Here is a 21544-nt window from a genome sequence, read left to right on the forward strand (position 1 = left end):
TCGGAAGGAAGCCGCCTGCGCGCCGGTGTCGCCACCGTCGCAGGCGGCCCAGCCGCTTATCTTTCGGTGGGCAGCGGCGGCGTGCCCGTGCTGCTTCTGCATGGCTTCGCCGGCGACCGCCTGACCTGGCAGTTCAACCTGTCGGCCCTGTCGTCGCGGCGGCGTGCCATCGCCGTCGACCTGCCGGGCCATGGCGGATCGACGCCCGATGTCGGCAGCGGCCTGGTTTCCGACTTCGCGCCGTGGCTGGTCGAATTCCTCGACGGGCTGGAACTGCCGCGCGTGCATGTGGTCGGCCATTCGATGGGCGGCTATGTCGCGCGCGAGCTGGCGAGGCTGGCGCCCGACCGCGTAGCGAGCCTGACCCTGCTGTCCAGCGCCGGCCTGGGCACGGCTTTCGATCTGGACTTCCTGCGTCGGGCCATGGCTCCCGCCGACGTGGCGGAAGGACGTGCCTGTGCCGAACGGCTGTTCGCCGGCCCCTCGCCGCTGATTCCCCGCTTCGGCGAGGTGCTGCATGCGCAGGGCGCCGACCCGGTCCGCCGCGCCGGATTCGAGCGCATCGTCGCGACGTCCTTCGCCGCCCATGCCGGCGGTGGAGCGCCGGTGGACTGGAGCGCCTATCCGATGCCGATCCAGGTGCTGTGGGGCCGCGAGGACCGCATCATCCCGATGCCGCCGGCCGACTGGCTGCCGCCGGACGCACCCTACCGGGTGTTCGACAAGGCCGGCCACCTGCCGCATATCGAGGCCGCCAGCCCGGTGACCGCCGCCATCCGCAGCTTTCTGGACGGCTGCGACGACGGTCGATCCGGGCCGTCCGATCCGTTGAGTTGAACCGACCATGACCGACAGCATCTTCGCCCTGATCGCCGAGGAACTCGGCCGCATCGCCGCCGACAAGGGGGAGGCGCTGCCGCCCCTGACGGCGGACAGCCGTTTCCTCGACGGCGATCTGCCCATCGATTCCCTCGACCTCGCGACGCTGCTGGTGGTGCTGGAACAGCGGACCGGCCAGGATCCCTTCCGCGAGGGCTTCCGCCAATTCACCACCGTCGGCGAACTGGCGGCGCTCTACACCGTCCCGGCATGACCGGCCGCCGCCCCGACTGGCTCCACCCCGCCTTCCGCCTGATCGAAGGGGAGGACAGCTTCGTCTGGGCGGATCTCGCCGAACTCCCGGTTCCGGCGGGCGGCGTCGTGCAGGCCGACCGGCCGTCGCGCGTGCTGGCCGCTCTGGCGGCGGCCGAAGCGGCGGGGCAGGGCGTTCTGCTGGCCCGTGGCGCAGCGGATCCGGAGGGTTGGCAGCCGGGGCCGGGCTTCACCGTCACGCTGGAGAGTTCCGGCACCACCGGCACGCCCAAGCGCCTGCGCCATTACTTCGCCGGTTTGCGCGGCCGGCTGCGCGGCGCGACGGAGGGGGGCGCGCGCTGGCTGCTGACCTACGATCCCGGCGCCTTCGCCGGTCTTCAGGTGATGCTGACCGCAGCGGCGGCCGGGGCTCTGCTGGTCGCAGTGCCCGGTGGCAGTGGCGGCACGGTCGCCGCCCTGGCGCAAGCCGCGCGCCGCCATGCCGTGACCCATGTCAGCGGCACGCCCAGCTTCTGGCGGGCCTTCCTGATGGCGCTCGGCGATGCGGAACTGCCGCTGGCGGCGCTGACGCTGGGGGGCGAGGCCGCCGACCAGCCGCTGCTCGACCGGCTGGCGGCGCGGTTCCCCGATGCCCGGCTGCGCCATATCTACGCGTCGACCGAGGCCGGTGCGTTGTTCGCCGTCGCCGACGGCCGTGCCGGCTTTCCCGCCGCATGGCTGGACGATGCGCCCGACAGGTTGGCGCTCCGCATCGTCGACGGCGTGCTGGAGGTGCGCAGCCCGCGCGCCGCCTCCGGAGCGGCCGACTGCGAGGGCTGGCTGTCCACCGGCGATCTGGTGGAACGCCAAGGCGACCGTGTGCTGTTCGCCGGCCGTCTCGACGGGCTGGTCAATGTCGGTGGTGTGAAGGTCTCCGCCGAAGCGGTGGAACGCCGCCTGCTCGCGGTCGACGGGGTGGCCGATGCCATGGTCGTTGCCGTGCCGAGTCCGATCACCGGCCATCTGCTGACCGCCACCATCGTGGCGGCACCGGGCGTGGACGAGGCGACGTTGCGCACCGGCCTGCGCGCCGCCGCCGCCGATCTGCCCCCTGCTGCCCGCCCGCGCGCCCTGACCTTCGCCGACCATATCCCGCTGAGCGCGGCGGGCAAGAAGAGCCGAAAGGGACCACAATGACCGCTGCCCATCCGACCGTGGAGGATGGCTCCCGGACCAAGCGGCACATCATCGTCACTGGTGGCAGCCGCGGCCTCGGCCTTGCGTTGGTTGAGGCGTTGCTGGCCGACGGCTGCCGGGTCTCCACCTGCAGCCGCGCCCCGTCGGAGGCGCTGGAGCGGCTGGCCGGCCCCGACCTGTTCTGGCACCCCTGCCGGATCGGCGATGGGGCGGAGGTCCGCGCCTTCTTCGACGCCGCTGTCGCCTGGGGCGGCAATTCGCCGCTGTGGGGGCTGGTCAACAATGCCGGCATCGCCCGCGAAGGCGTGCTGGCGACCTTTCCGGAGGTCGATGCCGAGGCGGTGATCCAGACCAACCTCACCGGGGCGCTCCAGGCGGCCCGCGCCTTTCTGCGCGCTAAGCTGGCGGCCCGCGGGGCGGGCGCACAGGGTGGTCGCATCGTCAACATCTCCTCCATCATCGGACAGCGCGGCTATGTCGGTCTGGCCGCCTATTCGGCGTCGAAGGCCGGGCTGGACGGGCTGACCCGGGCGCTGGCACGGGAGGTCGGGCGGCGGGCGATCACCGTCAATTCGGTGGCGCCGGGCTATCTCGACACCGAGATGTCGGGCAGCCTGTCCGACGGGCAGCGCGACCAGATCGTGCGCCGCACGCCGCTGGGCCGACTGGGCACTGCGGCGGACGTGGTGCCGCTGGTCCGTTTCCTGCTGGGCGACGGCGGTGGCTTCATCACGGGTCAAACCCTTACAGTGGACGGCGGCATCACCTGCTGAGGCCGCATGTGACGCTGCAGGAAAACGGGGGAGGCGGAGATGGTCGCCAGCCGGATCGACGGCGTGTGCGTACGCGGCATCGTCGGCTGCGTGCCGGAGGGGCGTGAGACGGTTGCGGATCTCGCCCGCCGGTTCGGCGAGGAGGGGGCCCGCAAGGTCGCCGCCGCCACCGGGATCGAGGAGCGGCGGATCGTTGCCCCCGGCCAATGCACCAGCGACCTTGCCGAGGCCGCCGCCCGCCGCTTGTTCGACGGGGTGGGGTGGGAGCCCGGCAGCATCGACCTGCTGGTTCTGGTGACCCAGACCCACGACCAGACGCTGCCCGGCACAGCGTCGCTGCTGCACCGGCGGCTCGGGCTGCGCAAGGGCGCGGCGGTGCTCGACATCACCCATGGATGCTCCGGCTTCGTCTATGGGCTGTGGGTCGCCGGCGGGATGCTGAAGCCGGCCGGACGGCGGGCGCTGCTGCTGGTCGGCGACACCACCTCGCGGCTGATCGACCCGGAGGACCGGGCGGTCGCTCCGCTGTTCGGCGATGGGGCAGCTGCGGTGGCGCTGGAGCTTGACGACAGGGCGGACCCGATCTCCTTCGACCTGGGCAGCGATGGGGCCGGCGCACCCTATCTGGCGGCCGACGGCGGGGCGATGCGCCATCCGGACCGGCCGGCACGCCTGTTCATGGACGGGACCCAGGTCTTCGCCTTCACCCTGCGCGAAGTGCCGGGAAGCGTGCGTGCCGCGCTCGACGATGCCGGCTGGACCACGGACATGGTCGACCACCTTGTCCTGCATCAGGCCAACGCCCAGATGATCCGCCATCTGGGCCAGAAACTTGGCGTTGCCGCCGACCGCACCGTCGTCGCCCTGCGCGAGGTTGGCAACACCAGTTCCGCCTCCATTCCCCTGGCCCTTGCCGCTTCGCTGGCCGACAGCCTGACCGCCGGCCCTCGCCGTCTCCTGCTGTCCGGCTTCGGCGTCGGCTGGTCCTGGGGCAGTGCTGCGCTCGTCGCCGGGCCGCTGGCTGTGTGCGAAACGGTTGTCCTGCCCGGCAGGAAATGCCCGGCAGAATCTGCCGCCCCGGCAAGCCCTGCCGCCTGACCGGCAGAATTTGCCGGAAGCTAGGCAAAATTTGCCGGGTCGCTTCCTGCCCACCGGCACGGATTGCCAAGGAAACCCGGCAAATTTGAACTGGCCCGCTTTTTGCCTACCCCTTTGGCGGGGGAATTAGTCCCCTTCCGGTTCAAGCGCCTCGAAAGCAGTGCGCTTCCGGACATTGATCCTCCAAAGGAGTGGCTACCATGGCCGGCAACGTTACCCTGTCTTCTTCCATGCGGACCAACCTCCTGCAGCTGCAAAGCACGCAGGAGCAGATCAACAAGAAACAGAACATCCTGTCGACGGGCAACAAGGTCAACACCGCCCTCGACGGCCCGACCGCCTTCTTCTCGGCCAAGGGTCTGAACCAGCGCGCCGGCGACCTGACGTCGCTGAAGGACGCGATGGGCCAGTCGATCAGCACCATCCAGGCCGCCGACAAGGGCCTGACCTCGATCAATTCCATGGTCGACCAGGCCAAGGGCCTGACCACCGCCGCCTATGCGGCGCTCGGCAACGATGCCGCCTCCGTCGCCACCCGCAAGTCGCTGGCCGCCCAGTTCAACACCCTGCGCGGCCAGATCGACAAGCTCGCCGCCGACAGCGGTTACGGCGGTAAGAACCTGATCGCCGGCAACGGCATGAGCATGGAAAGCACCAGTGCGTCCCGTGCCGCCGTGAACAGCATGACCGGCGTCGACAACGCCCGCGTCACCAACGTGCAATCGGCCGACACCTACTCGATCCGCGTCAAGGGCGACGGCTCGATCGAAGGCAAGACCGCCGACATCTCCAGCGCGGAAAATGCGCACGGCTTCACCGGCCTGAAGCTGTCGGGCACGATGTCCGGCTCGTCGGGCAGCTTCTCCGACGTCCAGATCGAGGTGCGCGGCGCCAACGGCCGTTCCCGCGACTTCATCGTTTCGGACGGCACCGAGAGCCGCACGATCTCCTACTTCGACAACACCCAGACCACCTCGACCGCCCTGACGACGGCCGCCAAGACCGGTTCGGCCCAGGTGTCGACGGTGAATATCGGTGGGACCATCGAAGAAGGCGACATCTTCACCATCACGGTGGAAGGCCAGTCCTTCAGCTACACCGCCACCAAGGGCGACGTCGCCGTCGGCCAGAACGCTTCGGCCCAGGTGGCCACCCAGCTGCGGGCCTCGATCAGCACGGCCCTGACCGGTTCCGGCCGCCTGGTCGGCAAGGACGTCGCCTCCGCAACCGTCACCGCAACCGGCACGATCACCCTCACCGGCAACGCCACGGCCGGCGCGGTGACCGACTTCACGCTGACCTCCAGCGCCACCAACGCGCTGACCAAGAAGATTTCGGAAAGCTTCGCGTCGGGCACCATCGTGTCCTTCACGGTCGACCGCCGCCTGCTGGAAGCGGCCAACAACCAGGGCAACGGCATCTCGACCATCGAGAAGAAGGTCGACCTGCAAATCCAGGTCACCAACTCCAACGGTGCCCAGGTCACCCGTGACGCCATGAACGACAAGGGCGACGGCAAGCTGACAGGGGGCGATCAGGCATTCGCCTTCGACAGCGGCACGGTGCACATGGACATCGATGCGAAGACGATCAAGAAGGCGGCTTCGGCCAACTGCTCGGCCAACATCGTCACCAAGCAGATTTCCGACGCCAACTCCAAGAACGACATCACCGTCCAGCTGAACGAGACGAACACGAACGCGATCACGGTGAACGCGGTCAACCTGACCACCAGCGGTCAGGGTCTGAAACTCGACGAAGCGCAGAACGGCTGGACGGACCGCGCGGACATCGACAAGGCGGTGGCCGGCCTCGACAACGCGAAGGCGACGATCCGTTCGGCCTCGCAGAACCTGTCGACCAACCTGAACATCATCACGACCCGCGAGAACTTCACCAAGGAGTTCAGCGACGTGCTGACGGAAGGCGCCAGCAAGCTGACGCTGGCCGACCAGAACGAGGAAGGCGCCAGCCTGCTGATGCTGCAGACCCGCCAGCAGCTGGGCACCATCGCCCTCTCGCTCGCCAACCAGTCGCAGCAGTCGATCCTGCGTCTGTTCTAAGGCGTAGAGTTCCGACGGCAAGTTCGGGTAGGATCACGCCCGGCGGGCGGCGGCATCAGGCCGCCGCCCGTTTCTTTTTGGGCCGGACCGGTCCGGCAAAGGCCGGACGGCAACGGCCTACAAGCCCCGGGTTCCCCACTCATGCCACTCAAGTTCGTGCTTCGTCCCAACGAGAAGGTCATCATCAACGGTGCCGTCATCGGTGCCGGCGACCGTCCGGGTTCGTTCTTCCTCTACAACACCGCCAATTTCCTGCGCGGGCGTGAGGTTCTGAAGGAAGAGCAGATCGATTGCATCGAGAAGAAGCTCTATTTCGTCATTCAGCTCGTCTACATCTTCCCGGAAGATTCGACGCTGAATCTTCAACGCTTCGCTTCGATCTTGGACGAAACCCGCGAGGCGCGGCCGGACGCTTCCAAGACGTTGGACGAGATCACGCGTCTTGTCGAAAGCCGCAATTATTATCGGGCGCTCAAGCTCTGCCGCAAGTTGTTCAAAACGGCGGATGGCGGATCGCTGGATGGCGGTCTGGCCGACAGTGCCGCCGGCGACGATGAAGACCCACCGACCACCGATCGGACGCCGTGACCGTCGCCGAGCTGCTCGACGCCGCATTGCCGCTGCATCGCGCCGGCCGCCTTGCCGAGGCGCTGGCGCATTACCGCCGCATCCTGACCGATGATCCGGCGCATGCCGACGCACTGCACCTGTCGGCGATCATCGCCCACCAGACCGGCCGTACCGCGGAGGCTCTGGCCAATCTGGGGGCCGCGCTGGCGGTGCAGCCCGGCTTCGCCACGGCCTACAACAGCCTCGGCAATGTCCTGGCCGATCTCGGCATGCTGGAGGAGGCGCTGGCCGCCTATGTCGTCGCAATCCGGCAGAACGACCGCTATGTCGAGGCCTACAACAACCGCGCCACCGTGCTTCAGCGCCTCGGCCGGCGGGATGAGGCGGCGGAGGCCTATGCCCGTGCGCTGACCATGGGGCCGGACAACCTGACGGCACGCTTCAATTACGGCGTGCTGCAACGGGAATTGGGCCAGATTTCTCCGGCAGCCAACGCCTTCTATGCGGTGGTGCAGGCCGACCCCTCCCATTCCGCCGCATGGCGGCACCTGGCGGTCTGTTTGCGGAACTTGGGCCATCCCGATGCGGAGGCCTGTCTGCGCCGCGCGCTGCAGGATGCGCCGGGCGATAAGGAACTTTCGCTGGAACTGGGCGCCCTGCTGAACAGCCGTGGCGACCACGAGGCGGCCCGCGGCATCCTGGCTGCGGCGGTTGCGGCACATCCCGGCAATGCGCAGCTGCACTTCAGCTACGGCACCGCCCTTCAGGGCACGCGGTGCCTGAGGGATGCGGTGGTGCAGTTCCGTCTGGCGCTGGACCGCGAACCGGCGATGCAGGGGGCCTGCAACAATCTGGGCGTGGCCTTGCTCGAACTGGGAGAGATGGGCCCGGCGACCCTGGTGCTCCGCCGGGCGGTGGCGCTCAGTCCCGGCGATGCCATGGTGGTGAACAACCACGGTACGTCGCTGGAAAGCCGCTACGACCTGGAAGCCGATTCCGAAAGGCCGGCGCGCTGGTATCGGCGAGCCCTGCGGCTCCGTCCCGATTATGGAAAGGCTCTGGTCAATCTTGCCGGCATCCATATTTTGCGGCGCGAACTCCACCATGCCGAACGTCTTTATCACAGCGCGGCAGTGGCCGACCCGCGCAGCGTGGAAACCTTTGTCAATCTCGGCGGCCTGCTGCTCGACCGCGACGACCTTTCCCAGGCGGGTCGGATGTACCGGCGAGCCCTGGCGATCAACGCCGGCAACCCTGCCGCGCTGACCGGTTACGGTCTGGTCCTGCAAAGGCTCGGGCGCATCGGCGAGGCGGAGGCCGCGCACCGGCGTGCACTGGAGATCGACGGGAGGCATGCGGAGGCGGCCGGCAACCTCGGCATGATGCTCTGGCAATGCCATCAGGACGATACCGCGGCCGAACCCTGGATGGACCTTGCCCTGTCGGTCAATCCGTCGCTCAACACCGCGCATCTCAACCGCGGCATGCTGCGGCTTTCCCGCGGCGATCTGCCCGGTGGCTGGGACGGCTACCGTCGGCGGTTCTGGGCGAAGGGCTATGTGAACCGGCGGATCGCCGCCCCGCTGTGGCAGGGGGAAAATCCCGCCGGGCGCCGCCTGCTCGTCTGGCGGGAACAGGGGGTCGGCGATGAGATCATGTTCGCTTCCTGCTACCCGTCGCTGATCGGACGGGCCGGGCATGTGGTGATCGAATGCGACCGCCGGCTGGTGCCTTTGTTCGCGCGCTCCTTCCCCCAGGCGACAGTCAGGGCGGAATCGGTCGATGCCGCCGGCGGTGAAACCATCCAACCGCCGGACGTCGATGCCCATATCCCGGCGGGCGACCTGCCGTGTCATCTGCGCGCCAGCCTGTCCGGTTTCGACGGGCAAACGCCCTGGCTGTTGCCGGACCCGACGCTGGTGGAACAGTGGCGGGAGCGGCTGGCGGCGCTGGGGACTGGCTTGAGGGTCGGCATCGGCTGGCGCAGCCAGATGATGACGTCGGAGCGCACGGCCGCCTACGTGATGCTGGAGCACTGGGGGCCGCTGTTCGCCGTGCCCGGCCTGGTCTTCGTCAATCTGCAGTATGGCGAGTGCGAAGAGGAGATCCGGGCGGCGGAGGAGCGCTTCGGCGTGACCATCCACCGCTGGGCCGATCTGAACCTGAAGGACGATTTCGATGGCGCGGCGGCGCTGACCGTCAACCTCGATCTGGTGATCTCGCCGGCGATGTCGGCGGGGGAGCTGGCCGGTGCGCTGGGGGTTCCGATCTGGCGCTTCGGTGCCCGCGACTGGACCCAGTTGGGCAGCGGGGTTCGGCCCTGGTTCCCGACCATGCGCCTGTTCCAGCCTACTCCCGGCGAAGCTCTGGACGGGACGCTCGCCCGGATGGCGAAGGAGTTGCAGCGCATGGCATCCGGCAGGCCGCCGGTCCAGCAGGCAGCCCGGCAAACGGCCCCGCAAACGGCCATGCTGGCGCCCGCCAAGCCGGATCCCGACGGCGACCGGAAGATGGCGGAAGCCATCGCCCAATACCGTGCCGGCGACTTTGCACTGGCGGAGGCCCTGGTGCAGCAACTTCTCGACAGGGTACCTGGCCATTCGGTCGCCCTGCATCTGGGCGGTGTGCTGGCCAAGCGGCACGGTTCGCTGGAGAAGGCGCAGGATTTGCTGGTCCGGGCTTCCGCCGCCGACCCGCACAACGCCTCGGCCCATGCCGCCCTGTGCGAAGTCCAACAGGGGATGGGCCAGTTGGAAGCGGCCGACCGTGCGTCCCGTGCCTGTGTCGCCGCACAGCCGGACGGTGCCGGCCATTGGGTAAACCGGACGGCGCTGCTCCGCCGCACCGGGCAGGTGGCGGCCGCCCGGTCCGCCATCGTCCGCGCATTGCGCCTGCGCGCCGATCTGGCGCCCGCTCTGGGGCATCTGGCCGAACTGGCCGACACCCCTGGGGATGCGGTGAGGGTCCATCGCATTGCGGTCAGCCTGACGCCGGGAACGGCCGATGCCCTCAGCAATCTCGGCGGCGCCCTCCACAAGCTTCTCCGCTTCGACGAGGCGGCGCGAATGCTGGAGCGTGCGACCCGCTGCGACCCCGGCCTTGCCGTTGCCTGGACCAACCGCGGCAATGCCCTGGAAGCGATGGGCCGGATTGCGGAAGCGGAGAACTGCCACCGGACCGCCATCGAGCTTGCGCCGTCATTGGCCGATGCGCACGGCAACCTTGCCTATCTGTTGAAACGGCATGGCCGGCGGGAGGAGGCACTTGCCGCCTTCGATGCGGCACTGGAGGCCGACCCCAAGCACGCGCAGGCGCGATACAACCGCTCCCTTCTGTTGCTGGAAACGGGCGCCTTGCGTGCCGGCTGGGCCGATCATGACTGGCGCTTCGCCACGCCGCAGTTCCAGGACCAGCGGCGCCGGCTGACCATGCGGGCGTGGCGCGGCGAGAACATCGCCGGGCGACGGCTGCTGGTGTGGCGGGAGCAGGGGGTGGGCGACGAGATCCTGTTCGCCTCCTGCTATGAGGAGGCGATGCGGCGCGCCGGTCGCCTAGTGATCGAATGCGACCGCCGGCTGGTGCCGCTTTTTGCGCGGTCCTTCCCCGGCGCCGATGTCAGGCCGGAGAGTGCCGACCCGCGCGACGCCGATCTCCAGATCGCCGCCGGAAGCCTGCCGCGCCTGCTGCGTGCCGACCTGAAGCGCTTTCCCGCCCGAACATCCTGGCTGGTGGCGGACGCGGCGCTGGTGGAGCGGTGGCGGCAGCGGCTGGCGGCGCTGGGTCCGGGCCTGCGGGTCGGTATCGGCTGGCGCAGCCAATTGATGACCGCCGACCGCAAGGCTTCCTACGTGATGCTGGAGCATTGGGGACCGCTGTTCGCCGTGCCCGGCCTGACCTTCGTCAATCTGCAGTATGGCGACTGCGAGGCCGAGATCCGGGCGGCGGAGGAGCGCTTCGGCGTGACCATCCACCGCTGGACCGATCTGAACCTGAAGGACGATTTCGATGGCGCTGCGGCGCTGACCGCCAACCTGGATCTGGTGATCTCGCCGGCGATGTCGGCGGGGGAACTGGCCGGTGCGCTGGGGGTTCCGGTCTGGCGCTTCGGCGGCCGCGACTGGACGCAACTTGCCACCGGCGCCCGCCCCTGGTTCCCGGCCATGCGGCTGTTCCAGCCCAATCCCGGCGAAGGGCTTGAGGCCGCGATTGCCCGGATGGCGAGTGCGTTGCGTGCCAACGCGACACCACGGGGCAGGGCGCCCAGTCCGGCAGTAATCGGGGCTGGGGAGGGTGACTCCGGGACCGCCGACGCCACAGAATCCGGACCCCGACCCGGACAGGCTCCTGGAACTTGCGGTCGGCGCCCACCGTAGCGGTGCCTGGGAGCAGGCAGCTCCCCTCTATGAACGAGTGCTGGCAAGCCGCCCACGCGACCCGGTGGCCTTGCACCTCTCGGGCCTGCTCGCCCACCAGTCGGGCGCGTCGGCGCGAGGGGAGGGGCGCATCGCCGCTGCGGTCGCCGAGGCCCCCGAGTATGCGACGGCGCATATCAGCCTGGGGAATGTCCGTCTGGCGCTCGGGCGGGTGGAGCAGGCGGCGGCGAGTTTCCGGACCGCTCTGGCGGTCCAGCCCGACAGCGCGGCGGCCTTGACCAACCTCGGCAATGCACTCGACGCGCTGGAGCGGAGCGCCGCCGCGGCTGACCTTCATCGCAAGGCGGTCGCGGCCGACCCGGCTCTGGCGGAGGCACACGACAATCTCGGCGTCGCCCTCGCCCGGCTGGGCCGCTGGGCCGAGGCGGAGCGGGCGCATGCACAGGCGCTCCGTCGGACACCGGGTCTGGAAGCGGGGTGGATGAACCTGTCGGTGGCGCTTCGCCGCCTCGGCCGGCTGGATCCGGCGGAACGGGCAGGGCGCCGTGCCTTGGCGCTCGCCCCCGCCCTCGCCGACGCAATGGCGAACCGTGGCCGACTGCTGCGCGAACTGGGGGATGCCGCCGCGGCAGGTCCATGGTGCGCCCGCGCGCTGGCGGTTGAGCCCGGCCACGCGGCGGCGGCCTTCAACGGCGGATTGCTGGAGCTGACGGCCGGCCGGTTGGCGGGGGGCTGGGATGGCTATGACCGCCGCTTCGACACGCGCGACATGGCGGCGGCATTCCGGCGCCCCGGTGCCCCTCTCTGGGACGGCGGGCCTCTGTCGGGGAAACGCATTCTGGTCTGGCGTGAGCAGGGCATCGGCGACGAGCTGATGTTCGCACAGCGTTTGCCGGAGCTGGTTGCCCTGGCCGACCATGACGGCGGCCATGTCGTGGTCGAGTGCGATCCCCGCTTCGTGCCGTTGTTCGCCCGCTCTTTCCCAGAGGCAACGGTGCGTCCGGCCCCCGCCACGCCCGGCGAGCCGTCGTCCGACATCGACGCCCATGCCCCCATCGGATCGCTGTCGCGCCGATTGGGCGGCACCTTGCCCGACTTCGCCGCTCTGGGACCGGCCTTGCGCGCCGACCCGGCAGCAATCGAGACATGGCGGCGTCGCCTGTCCGGATTGGGTGACGGCCTGCGGGTCGGCATCACTTGGCGTAGCAGCCAGCTCGATCCCGACCGCATGCCCGATTACACGCGCATCGAGGATTGGCGGCCGGTGCTGACCTTGCCCGGCCTGATCCCGGTCAACCTGCAATATGGCGACTGCGAAACGGAACTGGCGGCGGCGCGCAGCACTTTCGGCTGCGCGCCGCATGACTTTGCCGACATCGACCTGCGCGACGATCTCGACGGTACGGCGGCGCTGATGTCGGCCCTGGATCTGGTGATCGCTCCGGCGACCTCCACCGGCGAACTGGCCGGAGCGCTCGGCGTGCCGGTCTGGCGGCTGGGACGCACGGGCGATTGGACGGCGCTCGGCACCGGTGTGCGGCCTTGGTTTCCGTCGATGCGGCTGTTCTGGACCGGTCCGGGCGAACGGGTGGCCGACCTCCTTCCCAAGGTGGCGGTGGAGCTTGAACGCTTCCGTCGGACCGGCGGCGGTTTCCGGGATCCGGACGTCAAAAGGCCGGGGTGAGGCGGTCCACCTCAACCCGGCCTTTAACCCCTATTCAAGGGTGAAGATCAAAGGTCGCTGCTGTGATTGGGGGGATCAATTCATCGGGCCGGGGCGCGTCAGGCGATCGATCTCTTCCTTGACGTGCAGCTTTTCGAGTTTGAGGCGCTTCACTGCGCTCTCATCCGGCCATGAGCGCTTCTCCTCGTCGAGGATCGCCCGGTCCAGACGCATGTGCTTTTCCTGCAGAGACGAAAGGCGAGCTTCAGTGTGCATGAGTCGCTCTCCATGTGATCAGTCCGCGTCCCGCCTCAATGTGACGGTCCGGTAACAGCAGTGTTCACCCATCCGAACCGCCGAACAACCTAAATCTTGCGTTTTATGCGGTCAAACCATGCGAAAAGATGCCTCAACCGTTCAGACGTATGACAGTGGGTCGCAGGGGTGGGGTCTTGAAATCACTTCGCGCACCACCATCCGGAGGCCAACAGACCCTTTGGACCAAAGGGTTATGCCACCGGTGGCAGGGCAACGGCCGGTCCGGCGATGCCGGAAAGCGCCCTGCGCACCTCGTCACGGCCAGGCTGAAGCACCAGCGCACGGCGATACCAGCCGGCAGCCTCGCTCCTGCATCCCACCCGCTCGAGGATCGCGGCGAGCCTGACGGCGACGGAGGGAACCGTGGGATCGAGGCGAGCGGAGCGTCGCAGCGCCTCCGCCGCGGCCTCGGGCCGACCGAGGCTCTCCAGCGCGATGCCCCATTGATGCAGCACTGCCGCACCGGTGTCGAGCCGTGCCGCCCGGCCATAGGCTTCCGCCGCCGCAGCGGTATGGCCGGCTTCGCGTTCGGCATGGCCAAGCCCCTCCAGCGCCGTCAGCAGGGTGGGCAACAAGGCCAGGGCATGGTGGAACCGGCGGGCGGCATCCTCCGGCCGGTGCAGGGCGCGCAGGATTTTTGCGTGGTTGACCGCCACCTCGGTCGCTCTCGAGTCCAGGGACGAGGCACGGGAGAGCAGCCCGTCGGCCTCCTCCAGCCGGCCCACCTGCGCGACCAGCAGGCCATAGCGGTGCAGGGCTTCGGCCTCCGCCGGTTCACGGGCGAGGATGCGGCGGTAAAGACGCTCCGCCTCGTCGAAGCCGCCGGACTGGTGACGGTCGAACGCCTCGGCAAGCAGGTGATGGCCGGCGCTCATCCGGTCGGAGCCAGCGCCGCCAGCGCATGCACCGCCCGCCGGGCCGCGTCGGCCAACCCCTGGCCGTCCTGCGGCTGGATCAGGCGCATGGCCGGGAACCAGGGCCGGGCGCCGGTGCCGATCTGCGTCCAGTCGCGGGTGCCGAGCCGCCACACCGGCGTGCCCAGCGCGCCCGCCAGTTCGCCGACCGCCGTGGCCGGCGATATCACCAGATCCAGGTTGGCGATCAGGGCGGAAACGCCTTCGAAATCATCCTTCAGATTCAGGTCGTCCCACCGGTGCAGCCGGCGCGTTGCCGTCTCCACCCGGGCCAGTTCGGCGGTGCAGTCGCCATATTGCAGCATCACCACGCTGACGCTGGGCATGTCGAGCAATGCCGCCCAGTCGGCAAGGCCGGTGTAGGCGGCGGCACGCTGGGCGGTGACGATCTGGCTGCGCCATGCCAGCCCCACCTTCAGGCCGGGCAGGGCGGCGAGGCGCTCGCGCCACCGGGTGACGAGGCCGGGGTCGGGGCGCAGATAGGCCGGACGGTCCGGATAACGTGCCACCCTGTCGCGGACCAGGGCGGGCAGGTTTCCCGCCGGCATTTGCAAGTCGCAATCCGGCGGATCGATCGTCTCCCGCCCGGCGGGGTCCGCCGTCTCCGCCCGTACCGCCACCCAGGGAAAGGAGCGGGCGAACAGGCTGACCAGCCGCCGGTCGCACTCGACGGTGACCGGCCCGTCCAACCCGTTCAGGGCGTCGAAGCAGGAGGCGAAGAGAATCTCGTCGCCGACACCCTGTTCCGACCAGACCAGCAGTCGCCGGCCCTGCAACGCCTCGCCCATCCAGACCGGCCGGTCGATGCGGCGCGCCCGCTGCAACTGCCGGGCGGAGAAGCGACGCGAATAGCCGGCCCAGCCCTCGGCAATGCGCCCGTCGGCGAGATCCATCAAGCCGAGATTCCAGGCCGCCAGCGCAAAGCCGGGATCGACCCGCAGCGCGCGGCGCAGATGGCTCTTCGCCTCGTCCAGCCGGTTGGCCAGCGTCGCCATGGTGGCAAGGTTGTTGTTGGCCTCGGCCGACTCCGGTTGCAGGGCAAGCGCACGGCGGTAATGGCCGGTCGCCTCCACCGTCTGTCCGGTCAGTTCGCAGGCATGGCCGAGATTGGCATGGGCCGGAATATGGTCGGGCTGGATGGCGATGGCGCGGCGGTGCAGCCGCATGCCCTCGGCCGGCCGGCCGCCGATCTGATGGACGAGGCCCAGATGGGTCAGCGCCTCCGGATAGGCGGGGTGCAGGGCCAGCGCGCGGGCGAAGGCGAAGGTAGAGTCGGCGTGGCGCTTTTCCATTTCATGCACCAGACCCAGATGGTTCCAGGCCTGGGGAAAGGCCGGGTCGATGCGCAACGCCTCGCCGATCAGGGCGAGGGCATCGTCGTTCCGCCCGGTCTGGTGCATCAACAGCCCAAGCAGATGCAGGGCGTCGGGATGGCCAGGAGCTTCGCGGCGGGGATCGGCGGCGATGGCGGCACGGTAGGCCGCTTCCGCCTCATCCGTCCGGCCGCTGCGGTGAAGGTCGGCGGCATGGTTCAGCAGCGCATCGAAATCGGCGGGCTTTTCCGGTTCGTGGGCCGCCTTCTCCTCGGAAGCGGGCTCGGGCTCCGGCATCATGGCGCGCAGTGCCTCGGCGATGGCTCCGATGATCGAGTCCAGCGCTTCGCCCGGCCTCGGCTGGAACAGACGCATGGTCGGGAACCAGGGGCGGGCGCCGGTGGCAAGTTGCGTCCAGTCGCGGCCGCCGAAGCGCCAGACCGGAACCCCCAGCGCACCGGCCAGTTCCCCCGCCGACATCGCCGGCGAGATCACCAGATCCAGGTTGGCGGTCAGCGCCGCCGCGCCATCGAAATCGTCCTTCAGGTTCAGATCGGTCCAGTGGTGGATGGTCACGCCGAAGCGCTCCTCTGCCGCCCGGATCTCGGCCTCGCAGTCGCCATACTGCAAATTGACGAAGGTCAGGCCGGGCACGGCGAACAGCGGTCCCCAATGCTCCAGCATCACGTAGGAAGCCTTGCGGTCGGCGGTCATCAATTGGCTGCGCCAGCCGATGCCGACCCGCAGGCCCGGACCCAGCGCCGCCAGCCGCTGCCGCCACCGCTCCACCAGCGCTGGGTCCGCCACCAGCCAGGGGCCCTGCGGCTCGAAAGCGGACAGGCTGCCGCGCAGCAGTTCCGGCAGGTCGCCCGCCGCAACCTGGAGGTCGCAGTCGGGCGGATCGATGGTTTCGCGCAAGGGCTCGCCGAAAGCGTCACCGGTGCAGCTTTCAGCCCGCACCGTGGCTTTCGGAAAGGAGCGGCGGAACAGCGGCACCAGACGCGGATCGCATTCGATGGTGACCGGTCCGCCTGCCCAGGCGACGACGTCCGGATAGCAGGAGGCGAACATCATCTCGTCGCCAACGCCCTGTTCGCGCCAGATCAGCAGCCTCTTGCCGCGCAGCACCGCTCCATCCCAGCGCGGAATCGGGAAGCGCCGGTTCGGCACCGCCTCGCCGGCGGCGAAACGCCGCTCGTACCCGGCCCAGCCGCGCGCGATGTCGCCGTGAAGAAGCGCCAGCAGAGACAGGTTGTAGGTGGCGGTGGCGAGGTCGGGCTGCTGAGCCAGTGCCTCCTCGAAGCAGGCCGCCGCCTCCTCGTAGCGCCCCTGCGCCTGCAAGGCGTTGCCGAGATTGTAGCGCGCCTCCACAAACTCCGGGTGCAGGTCCAGCGCCTGCCGGTGGCACAGCTCCGCCTGATCGGGACGGCCCAGCCGCTTCAGGACGCTGCCCAGATTGTTCAGCGCGGCGCTGTGGCGCGGGTTGCGTTTCAGCGCCTGACGATAGGCGATCTCGGCACTCTCGAAGGCGCCCTTCTGTTGCAGGACGGCGCCCAGATTGTAGAAGGCGGTGGCATCGTCGGGCCGGTGCCGGGTCACCAGCCGGTGCTGTGCGATGGCCTCGTCCAGCCGGCCGGCCATCGCCAGAGCGTCGCCGAGATTGTTGTGCGCCTCCACCATGCTCGGCGCCAGCCGCACCGCGCGGTCCAGCGCCGTCACCGCCCCGTCATAGCGGTGCAGTGCGGCATGGCCGTTGCCGAGATTGTACCAAGCCTTGGCATAATCCGGCTTCAGCGCCAGCGCCGTGGCGAAGGCCCGCTGCGCCTCGTCGTGACGGCCAAGGGCTGCCAGCGCATTGCCCAGATTGTGCCGCCGCTGCGCCCCCTGCGGGTCCAGGATGGTGGCGTTGCGGTGGGCCTGCGCCGCCTCGTCCGGCCGTCCGGCGGCGAACAGCGCGCTGCCCAGATTGTCCCAGTAATCGGCGACTCCCCTGGCCTGCGCCAGGGCCTTGCCGATCAGGGTCACCGCCTCGTCCGCATGGCCCGATTGCAGGGCCAGCACCCCCAGCAGATGCAGCGCGTCGGCGTTGCGCGGGTCGGCGGCCAGCACGTCGCGATAGCCGCGCTCCGCCTCGGCGACACGCCCGGCCTGATGGTGTGCCACTGCCTGCGCCAGCATGTTGGTGTGCTTCGCCACGTTCCGGCCCCGTCCCTGACTGCCCGCACCCTCAAAGGGAGTGCCATCATCGGTGGATCACGGTAAAGATGCCATTGATATCGGCGGGGAATCGACCTGCGGGAGAAGGGGGGAACACGCGATGGCAGGGTCACGCTCGTCCTTGCGGGGCGGGGTGCGCAGGGGACTGGCGGGAATGGCCGTGCCACCCGCGGTGAAGCTCAGCCGGCAGGCGGACGCTCTGGCCGCGGCCGGTAACGCGGCGGGGGCGGAGCCGCTCTATGCCCGGGCTCTGGCCGCCGACCCGACACTCGCGGGCACCCACAACAACCACGGCAACGCCCTGCGCGCGCTTGGCCGTCTGGACGAGGCCGCCGCCGCCTACCGGGCCGCCGTCTTCCACGGCCTGCATGAGGGGATGGCGCACTACAATCTCGGCTCCGTCCTGCGTCAGGCGGAGCGGCCGGTTGAGGCGGAAGCCGCCTTCCGTCAGTCGCTGGCCCTTCGCCCCGACCATGCGGAGGCGTGGAACAACTGCGGCAACCTGTTGCGCGACCTCGGCCGCTTCGGCGGGGCGGCGGTGGATTACCGCCGGGCGCTGGGCCTTCGGCCGGACTGGGCCGATGCCCATGACAATCTCGGCGCCGTGCTCTATCTGCTGCACGAACAGGGCGGGGAGGAGGATGCCGCGGCGTTGGCCCGGCTGTGGCGGCGCGACCATCCTGACAACCCGCTGGCCCGCCACATCGGCGCCGCCATCGCCGGTGAGGAGGCCGACCCGCGCGCGCCCGACGACTATGTGCGCCAGACCTTCGACCTGTTCGCCGATGAGTTCGACCGCAAGCTGGCCGAGCTGGATTACCGGGCGCCGGCCCTTCTCTCCGGTCTGCTGTCCGACGAAGAGCCTGCCGGCGACCTCGACGTGCTGGATGCCGGCTGCGGCACCGGGCTGTGCGCGCCAGCGCTCCGGCCCTATGCCCGCCGGCTGGTCGGTGTCGATTTGTCGGAGGGCATGCTGAGCCGCGCCCGTGCCCGCGGCCTGTATGACGGGCTGCATGAGGCGGAACTGGTCGGCTTCCTGACGGCGCATCGGCTGGCTTTCGATCTGATCATGGCGGCAGACGTGTTCTGCTATTTCGGCATCCTCGATGACGCTCTGGCTGCCGCCTGCGCCGCGCTGCGCCCCGGCGGCCGGCTGGCCTTCACGGTGGAGGCGTTGGACACGGCCGACGGACGGCCCCACCGCGTCGCCACCCACGGCCGCTATGCCCATGCCGACTCCTACATCCGCACCGCGGTGGCGAATGCCGGACTTGTGCTGCGGCGATGCGACCACGACCGGCTGCGCTTCGAGAGCGGCGAACCGGTGACCGGGCTGGTGGTGCTGGCCGAGCGGCCGGCGTTTTAGGCCAAAGATTTAGGAACGCCGGCGCGGCCGGCGGAACGGAGCGGGCTTGGGATCCGGTTTGGCCGGCGGCGGGGCTGGCGGCGGGCGGACCAGCGCGTCAGCCTCCTCGGCATGGCCCAGCGAACGCAGTGCGAGGGCCAGCGTGTCGCGGGGCGCCGGATGGGCCGGGTCGATGCGGACGGCATGGCGGAGCGGGGCCAGCGCCGTGGCGGCATGGTTGGTCGCGGCCAGCGCGATGCCGAGATTCAGCGCCGCCGACAGGAAGTCCGGCACCAGGGCCAGGGCGTTGCGGAAGGCGATCACCGAATCCGCGCGCAGCCCGGCGGCGAACAGGGCATTGCCCAGAAGGAAGGCGATGTCGGCATCTTGCTGGTCGAGTACCGCGGCCCGGATCAGGTCGGACAGCGCCGGCGTCGCCTGACCGGACTCCAGCCGCAGCCGGCCGCGCGCATGCAGCAGACCGACAAGCCTTTCCCTCGCCGGATCCAGCGCCGGCTCGATCCGCAGGGCGCGCTCCAGCATCGTGGCGGTGGCGTCGATGGCGGCCGGATCGCCGCGGCCATGGCGGGCGAAGGCGCGGTCGGTCCAGGCCTCCGCAAAATCGGGGCGCAGCGCCAGCGCGCGACGGTAGGATGCTTCCGCCTCGTCCGGCCGGTCGAGCCCGCGCAGCAGATTGGCACGGTTGGCGTGAATGTCCGCTGCCTCGGGCCGCAGGAGCAGCGCCTTGCCTATCAGCGTCAGGCCGAACTCTCCCCGGTCGATCTGTCCGGCGAGGACGCCCAGATAATGCAGGGCGTCCGGCTGCTCCGGCTCGACATCGAGGATGCGGGTGTAGAGTTCCTGCGCCTCGCCGAAACGGCCGACGAGATGCAGGTCGAGCGCCAGCGTCAAGGCTTCGAGGATGGTGGCCATGGCTCAACGCTTTAGGACGACCGATGCCGCCACCGCAAGCCTGTGGAGGGGAAGATCTTAGTTTTCGACATAAATATTTTCCCTGCTGGAAATCCCTTTCCCCCATATGGGTTAGAATCCCCACTCCAAATAAGTGTAAAGAAACTCTTTACGCACAGTCCAGGTTAAGGTAATTTAATGTTCGATATTCACCGATCCGGACAATCTGGTCATGAACGTGGCGGTGGCCACATCGACGGTCTCGCGGCCGTTCGCCTTCATGACGCCCCGCGGCAGCGATGCCGTCGAACCAGGGGCTGGCACCCGGACTCCGGCCTCCAGCCCCCTCCCTCAGGCGGACGCCGACACGACCGGTGGAACCGATCCGCTGGTCAACCGCTTCCCGACCATCGCCTTCAGCTATGACACTGACGCTTCGCGGCTGGTGATGCTGTACCGCGACCCCGCCAACGGAAAGACCGTTTCGCAGATTCCGACCGAAGCCGCCCTGAAGCAGTACAAGGAAGCCCAGCAGAAGGAAAAGGACGCGGAGCGTGCCTCGCTGCTGAAGCTGACCGTCGGCGACAGCGGTCAGGGCGGCCAAACGGAAGGGCAAGCTGGCGGGCAGTCTGCGGCTTATGGGCGCGGTGCGACCGATAGGTCGGCGACGGCCGGCACCGCCCCCCGGACCGCAGCCCCGGTCACGTCGACCGCTTCCGCCGCCGCGGCATTTGTGGCACACTCCGCTTCGGTCACAGCGTCTTCCGCCGGCACATCCGCCGGTCGGGTTAACGTCGTGATCTGAGGACGCCCTGTTTCAAGGGCACGGTTTGCAGGGGGCAGGATGGCCATGGATGTCACGTCATCGACCGCCGGCGCGGCAATGTCGCTGATGCAGGCACAGGGGCAGATGGCTTTCGGCGTCAAGGCGCTGAACCAGAATTCCGAACAGCAGCAAGCGACGGTCGAAACCCTGATTCAGTCGGGCAATGGCTCCGGTGGCGGCTCCGGTGGCGGCAATGTTACGCCGACCCGTGGGCAGAACCTGAACATCACGGTCTGACCTGTAGCCGGCTGACCTCGACAATCAGACTTTTGAATCGAGCAGGGACGTCTGCATCTCGTCCTGGGTACGCACGACCGCGGCATTGGCGCCATAGGCCCGGCTGGCCGCCATCTGATTGATGCGCTCGGTCGCCAGATCGACATTCGGCGCCGCGACCATGCCGTCACCGTTCGCCGCGCTGTCGTCGGGCGCATACTCCTGCAGATAGGCCGGCGTGATCGGCGTGAAGGTGGCGCGCGTGCCGGGGTTGGCATCGCTCTGCGCGACCGCGACGGGCTGATAGGCCGCACGCTTACCGTCGGCGCTACCGTCCGTGGTCGGAACGGCCCCGGTGGAGCGGACATTCGCGACGTTGGCGGCCGAGGCGTCGAGCCGCCGGGTCTGGGCGGTCAAGCCGCTGAGAGCGATGCCGATACTGCCGACCATGGCGGTCCATTCCTCGTCCGACGGCCTATCGGGAAACCTTAGCACATCGGATGCCCGACACCAGCGGAGCATCGCCGGGGCAGCGACCGCTGCAACCTCCCGGCACTTTCAATCTCCGGCCTGTACCCCCCAGTGCAATCGCCGCTGTATCTTTCACGGGGCATGCGCCATTATCGGGCAAACGGCCGCCGCTCCTTTCCATTGCCGCCGGTATCCCGCCGGTGG

Annotated in this window: 17 protein-coding genes; 12 read left to right on the forward strand and 5 right to left on the reverse strand. The window is 69.1% G+C overall.

Annotation, left to right across the window (positions count from 1 at the left end; all coding sequences use genetic code 11):
• Positions 1 to 81 precede the first annotated feature (81 nt).
• The 9 genes from ACWPN8_RS24540 (at position 82) to ACWPN8_RS24580 (ending at position 12829) form a co-directional block, all read left to right on the forward strand.
• Positions 82 to 837 carry an alpha/beta fold hydrolase gene (locus tag ACWPN8_RS24540; protein ID WP_492242601.1) on the forward strand — a complete coding sequence of 252 codons (756 nt, stop codon included), beginning with the start codon at positions 82 to 84 and terminating at the stop codon, positions 835 to 837.
• A 7-nt stretch (positions 838 to 844) separates the two neighbouring features.
• Positions 845 to 1093, forward strand: a complete 249-nt coding sequence (locus ACWPN8_RS24545; protein WP_109445356.1) for an acyl carrier protein — start codon at positions 845 to 847, stop codon at positions 1091 to 1093.
• Positions 1090 to 2268 carry an AMP-binding protein gene (locus ACWPN8_RS24550; protein ID WP_492242602.1) on the forward strand — a complete coding sequence of 393 codons (1179 nt, stop codon included), beginning with the start codon at positions 1090 to 1092 and terminating at the stop codon, positions 2266 to 2268. Before ACWPN8_RS24545 ends, ACWPN8_RS24550 begins: the two co-directional genes overlap by 4 nt.
• Positions 2265 to 3041 (forward strand): SDR family NAD(P)-dependent oxidoreductase, encoded by a 777-nt coding sequence (locus ACWPN8_RS24555; RefSeq protein ID WP_109445354.1) that lies wholly within the window; start codon positions 2265 to 2267, stop codon positions 3039 to 3041. The genes ACWPN8_RS24550 and ACWPN8_RS24555 overlap by 4 nt, the downstream gene beginning before the upstream one ends.
• 39 nt (positions 3042 to 3080) lie before the next feature.
• A complete protein-coding gene (locus ACWPN8_RS24560; protein ID WP_492242603.1) occupies positions 3081 to 4139 on the forward strand; it encodes a 3-oxoacyl-ACP synthase III family protein in 1059 nt (352 codons plus the stop codon).
• A gap of 200 nt (positions 4140 to 4339) precedes the next feature.
• Positions 4340 to 6202: a flagellin N-terminal helical domain-containing protein gene (locus ACWPN8_RS24565; protein ID WP_492242604.1), complete on the forward strand. Its 1863-nt coding sequence runs from the start codon at positions 4340 to 4342 to the stop codon at positions 6200 to 6202.
• 141 nt (positions 6203 to 6343) lie between these two features.
• The gene (locus ACWPN8_RS24570) at positions 6344 to 6790 is read left to right on the forward strand and encodes a flagellar biosynthesis repressor FlbT (RefSeq protein WP_109445351.1); all 447 of its coding nucleotides are present in this window, start codon (positions 6344 to 6346) and stop codon (positions 6788 to 6790) included.
• Positions 6787 to 11145, forward strand: coding sequence for a tetratricopeptide repeat protein (locus ACWPN8_RS24575; protein WP_492242605.1), 4359 nt, complete (start codon positions 6787 to 6789; stop codon positions 11143 to 11145). The genes ACWPN8_RS24570 and ACWPN8_RS24575 overlap by 4 nt, the downstream gene beginning before the upstream one ends.
• Before the next feature lie 64 nt (positions 11146 to 11209).
• On the forward strand, positions 11210 to 12829 hold the full coding sequence (locus ACWPN8_RS24580) for a tetratricopeptide repeat protein (RefSeq protein WP_492242678.1): 1620 nt from the start codon (positions 11210 to 11212) through the stop codon (positions 12827 to 12829).
• 75 nt (positions 12830 to 12904) lie between these two features.
• Here ACWPN8_RS24580 and ACWPN8_RS24585 read toward each other — a convergent pair whose 3' ends face one another.
• From ACWPN8_RS24585 to ACWPN8_RS24595, 3 genes are all read right to left on the reverse strand, one after another.
• Positions 12905 to 13084, reverse strand: coding sequence for a YdcH family protein (locus ACWPN8_RS24585; protein WP_109450190.1), 180 nt, complete (start codon positions 13082 to 13084; stop codon positions 12905 to 12907).
• Positions 13085 to 13317: 233 nt separating this feature from the next.
• Positions 13318 to 14001, reverse strand: a complete 684-nt coding sequence (locus ACWPN8_RS24590; protein ID WP_492242606.1) for a tetratricopeptide repeat protein — start codon at positions 13999 to 14001, stop codon at positions 13318 to 13320.
• Positions 13998 to 17549, reverse strand: coding sequence for a tetratricopeptide repeat protein (locus ACWPN8_RS24595; protein ID WP_492242607.1), 3552 nt, complete (start codon positions 17547 to 17549; stop codon positions 13998 to 14000). Before ACWPN8_RS24595 ends, ACWPN8_RS24590 begins: the two co-directional genes overlap by 4 nt.
• A 175-nt stretch (positions 17550 to 17724) precedes the next feature.
• Here ACWPN8_RS24595 and ACWPN8_RS24600 point away from each other — a divergent pair, with 175 nt between their 5' ends.
• The gene (locus ACWPN8_RS24600) at positions 17725 to 18936 is read left to right on the forward strand and encodes a class I SAM-dependent DNA methyltransferase (RefSeq protein WP_492242608.1); all 1212 of its coding nucleotides are present in this window, start codon (positions 17725 to 17727) and stop codon (positions 18934 to 18936) included.
• 9 nt (positions 18937 to 18945) lie between these two features.
• Here the strand turns inward: ACWPN8_RS24600 and ACWPN8_RS24605 are convergent, their stop codons facing one another.
• A complete protein-coding gene (locus tag ACWPN8_RS24605) occupies positions 18946 to 19848 on the reverse strand; it encodes a tetratricopeptide repeat protein (RefSeq protein ID WP_492242609.1) in 903 nt (300 codons plus the stop codon).
• Positions 19849 to 20059: 211 nt separating this feature from the next.
• Here ACWPN8_RS24605 and ACWPN8_RS24610 point away from each other — a divergent pair, with 211 nt between their 5' ends.
• Positions 20060 to 20632 (forward strand): hypothetical protein, encoded by a 573-nt coding sequence (locus ACWPN8_RS24610; RefSeq protein ID WP_492242610.1) that lies wholly within the window; start codon positions 20060 to 20062, stop codon positions 20630 to 20632.
• A gap of 39 nt (positions 20633 to 20671) precedes the next feature.
• Positions 20672 to 20890, forward strand: a complete 219-nt coding sequence (locus ACWPN8_RS24615) for a hypothetical protein (RefSeq protein ID WP_492242611.1) — start codon at positions 20672 to 20674, stop codon at positions 20888 to 20890.
• 24 nt (positions 20891 to 20914) lie between these two features.
• Here ACWPN8_RS24615 and ACWPN8_RS24620 read toward each other — a convergent pair whose 3' ends face one another.
• The gene (locus ACWPN8_RS24620; RefSeq protein ID WP_492242612.1) at positions 20915 to 21319 is read right to left on the reverse strand and encodes a flagellar basal body rod protein FlgC; all 405 of its coding nucleotides are present in this window, start codon (positions 21317 to 21319) and stop codon (positions 20915 to 20917) included.
• Positions 21320 to 21544: the final 225 nt, after the last annotated feature.

Source organism: Azospirillum sp. UENF 112521 (assembly GCF_058780665.1).

Coding starts and splice junctions, on each gene's coding strand:
- ACWPN8_RS24550 (WP_492242602.1), top strand. CDS start 1,090: ATGACCGGCCGCCGCCCCGACTGGCTCCACCCCGCCTTCCGCCTGATC.
- ACWPN8_RS24555 (WP_109445354.1), top strand. CDS start 2,265: ATGACCGCTGCCCATCCGACCGTGGAGGATGGCTCCCGGACCAAGCGG.
- ACWPN8_RS24585 (WP_109450190.1), bottom strand. CDS start 13,084: ATGCACACTGAAGCTCGCCTTTCGTCTCTGCAGGAAAAGCACATGCGT.
- ACWPN8_RS24620 (WP_492242612.1), bottom strand. CDS start 21,319: ATGGTCGGCAGTATCGGCATCGCTCTCAGCGGCTTGACCGCCCAGACC.
- ACWPN8_RS24605 (WP_492242609.1), bottom strand. CDS start 19,848: ATGGCCACCATCCTCGAAGCCTTGACGCTGGCGCTCGACCTGCATCTC.
- ACWPN8_RS24615 (WP_492242611.1), top strand. CDS start 20,672: ATGGCCATGGATGTCACGTCATCGACCGCCGGCGCGGCAATGTCGCTG.
- ACWPN8_RS24610 (WP_492242610.1), top strand. CDS start 20,060: ATGAACGTGGCGGTGGCCACATCGACGGTCTCGCGGCCGTTCGCCTTC.
- ACWPN8_RS24560 (WP_492242603.1), top strand. CDS start 3,081: ATGGTCGCCAGCCGGATCGACGGCGTGTGCGTACGCGGCATCGTCGGC.
- ACWPN8_RS24590 (WP_492242606.1), bottom strand. CDS start 14,001: ATGAGCGCCGGCCATCACCTGCTTGCCGAGGCGTTCGACCGTCACCAG.
- ACWPN8_RS24545 (WP_109445356.1), top strand. CDS start 845: ATGACCGACAGCATCTTCGCCCTGATCGCCGAGGAACTCGGCCGCATC.
- ACWPN8_RS24600 (WP_492242608.1), top strand. CDS start 17,725: ATGGCCGTGCCACCCGCGGTGAAGCTCAGCCGGCAGGCGGACGCTCTG.
- ACWPN8_RS24565 (WP_492242604.1), top strand. CDS start 4,340: ATGGCCGGCAACGTTACCCTGTCTTCTTCCATGCGGACCAACCTCCTG.
- ACWPN8_RS24570 (WP_109445351.1), top strand. CDS start 6,344: ATGCCACTCAAGTTCGTGCTTCGTCCCAACGAGAAGGTCATCATCAAC.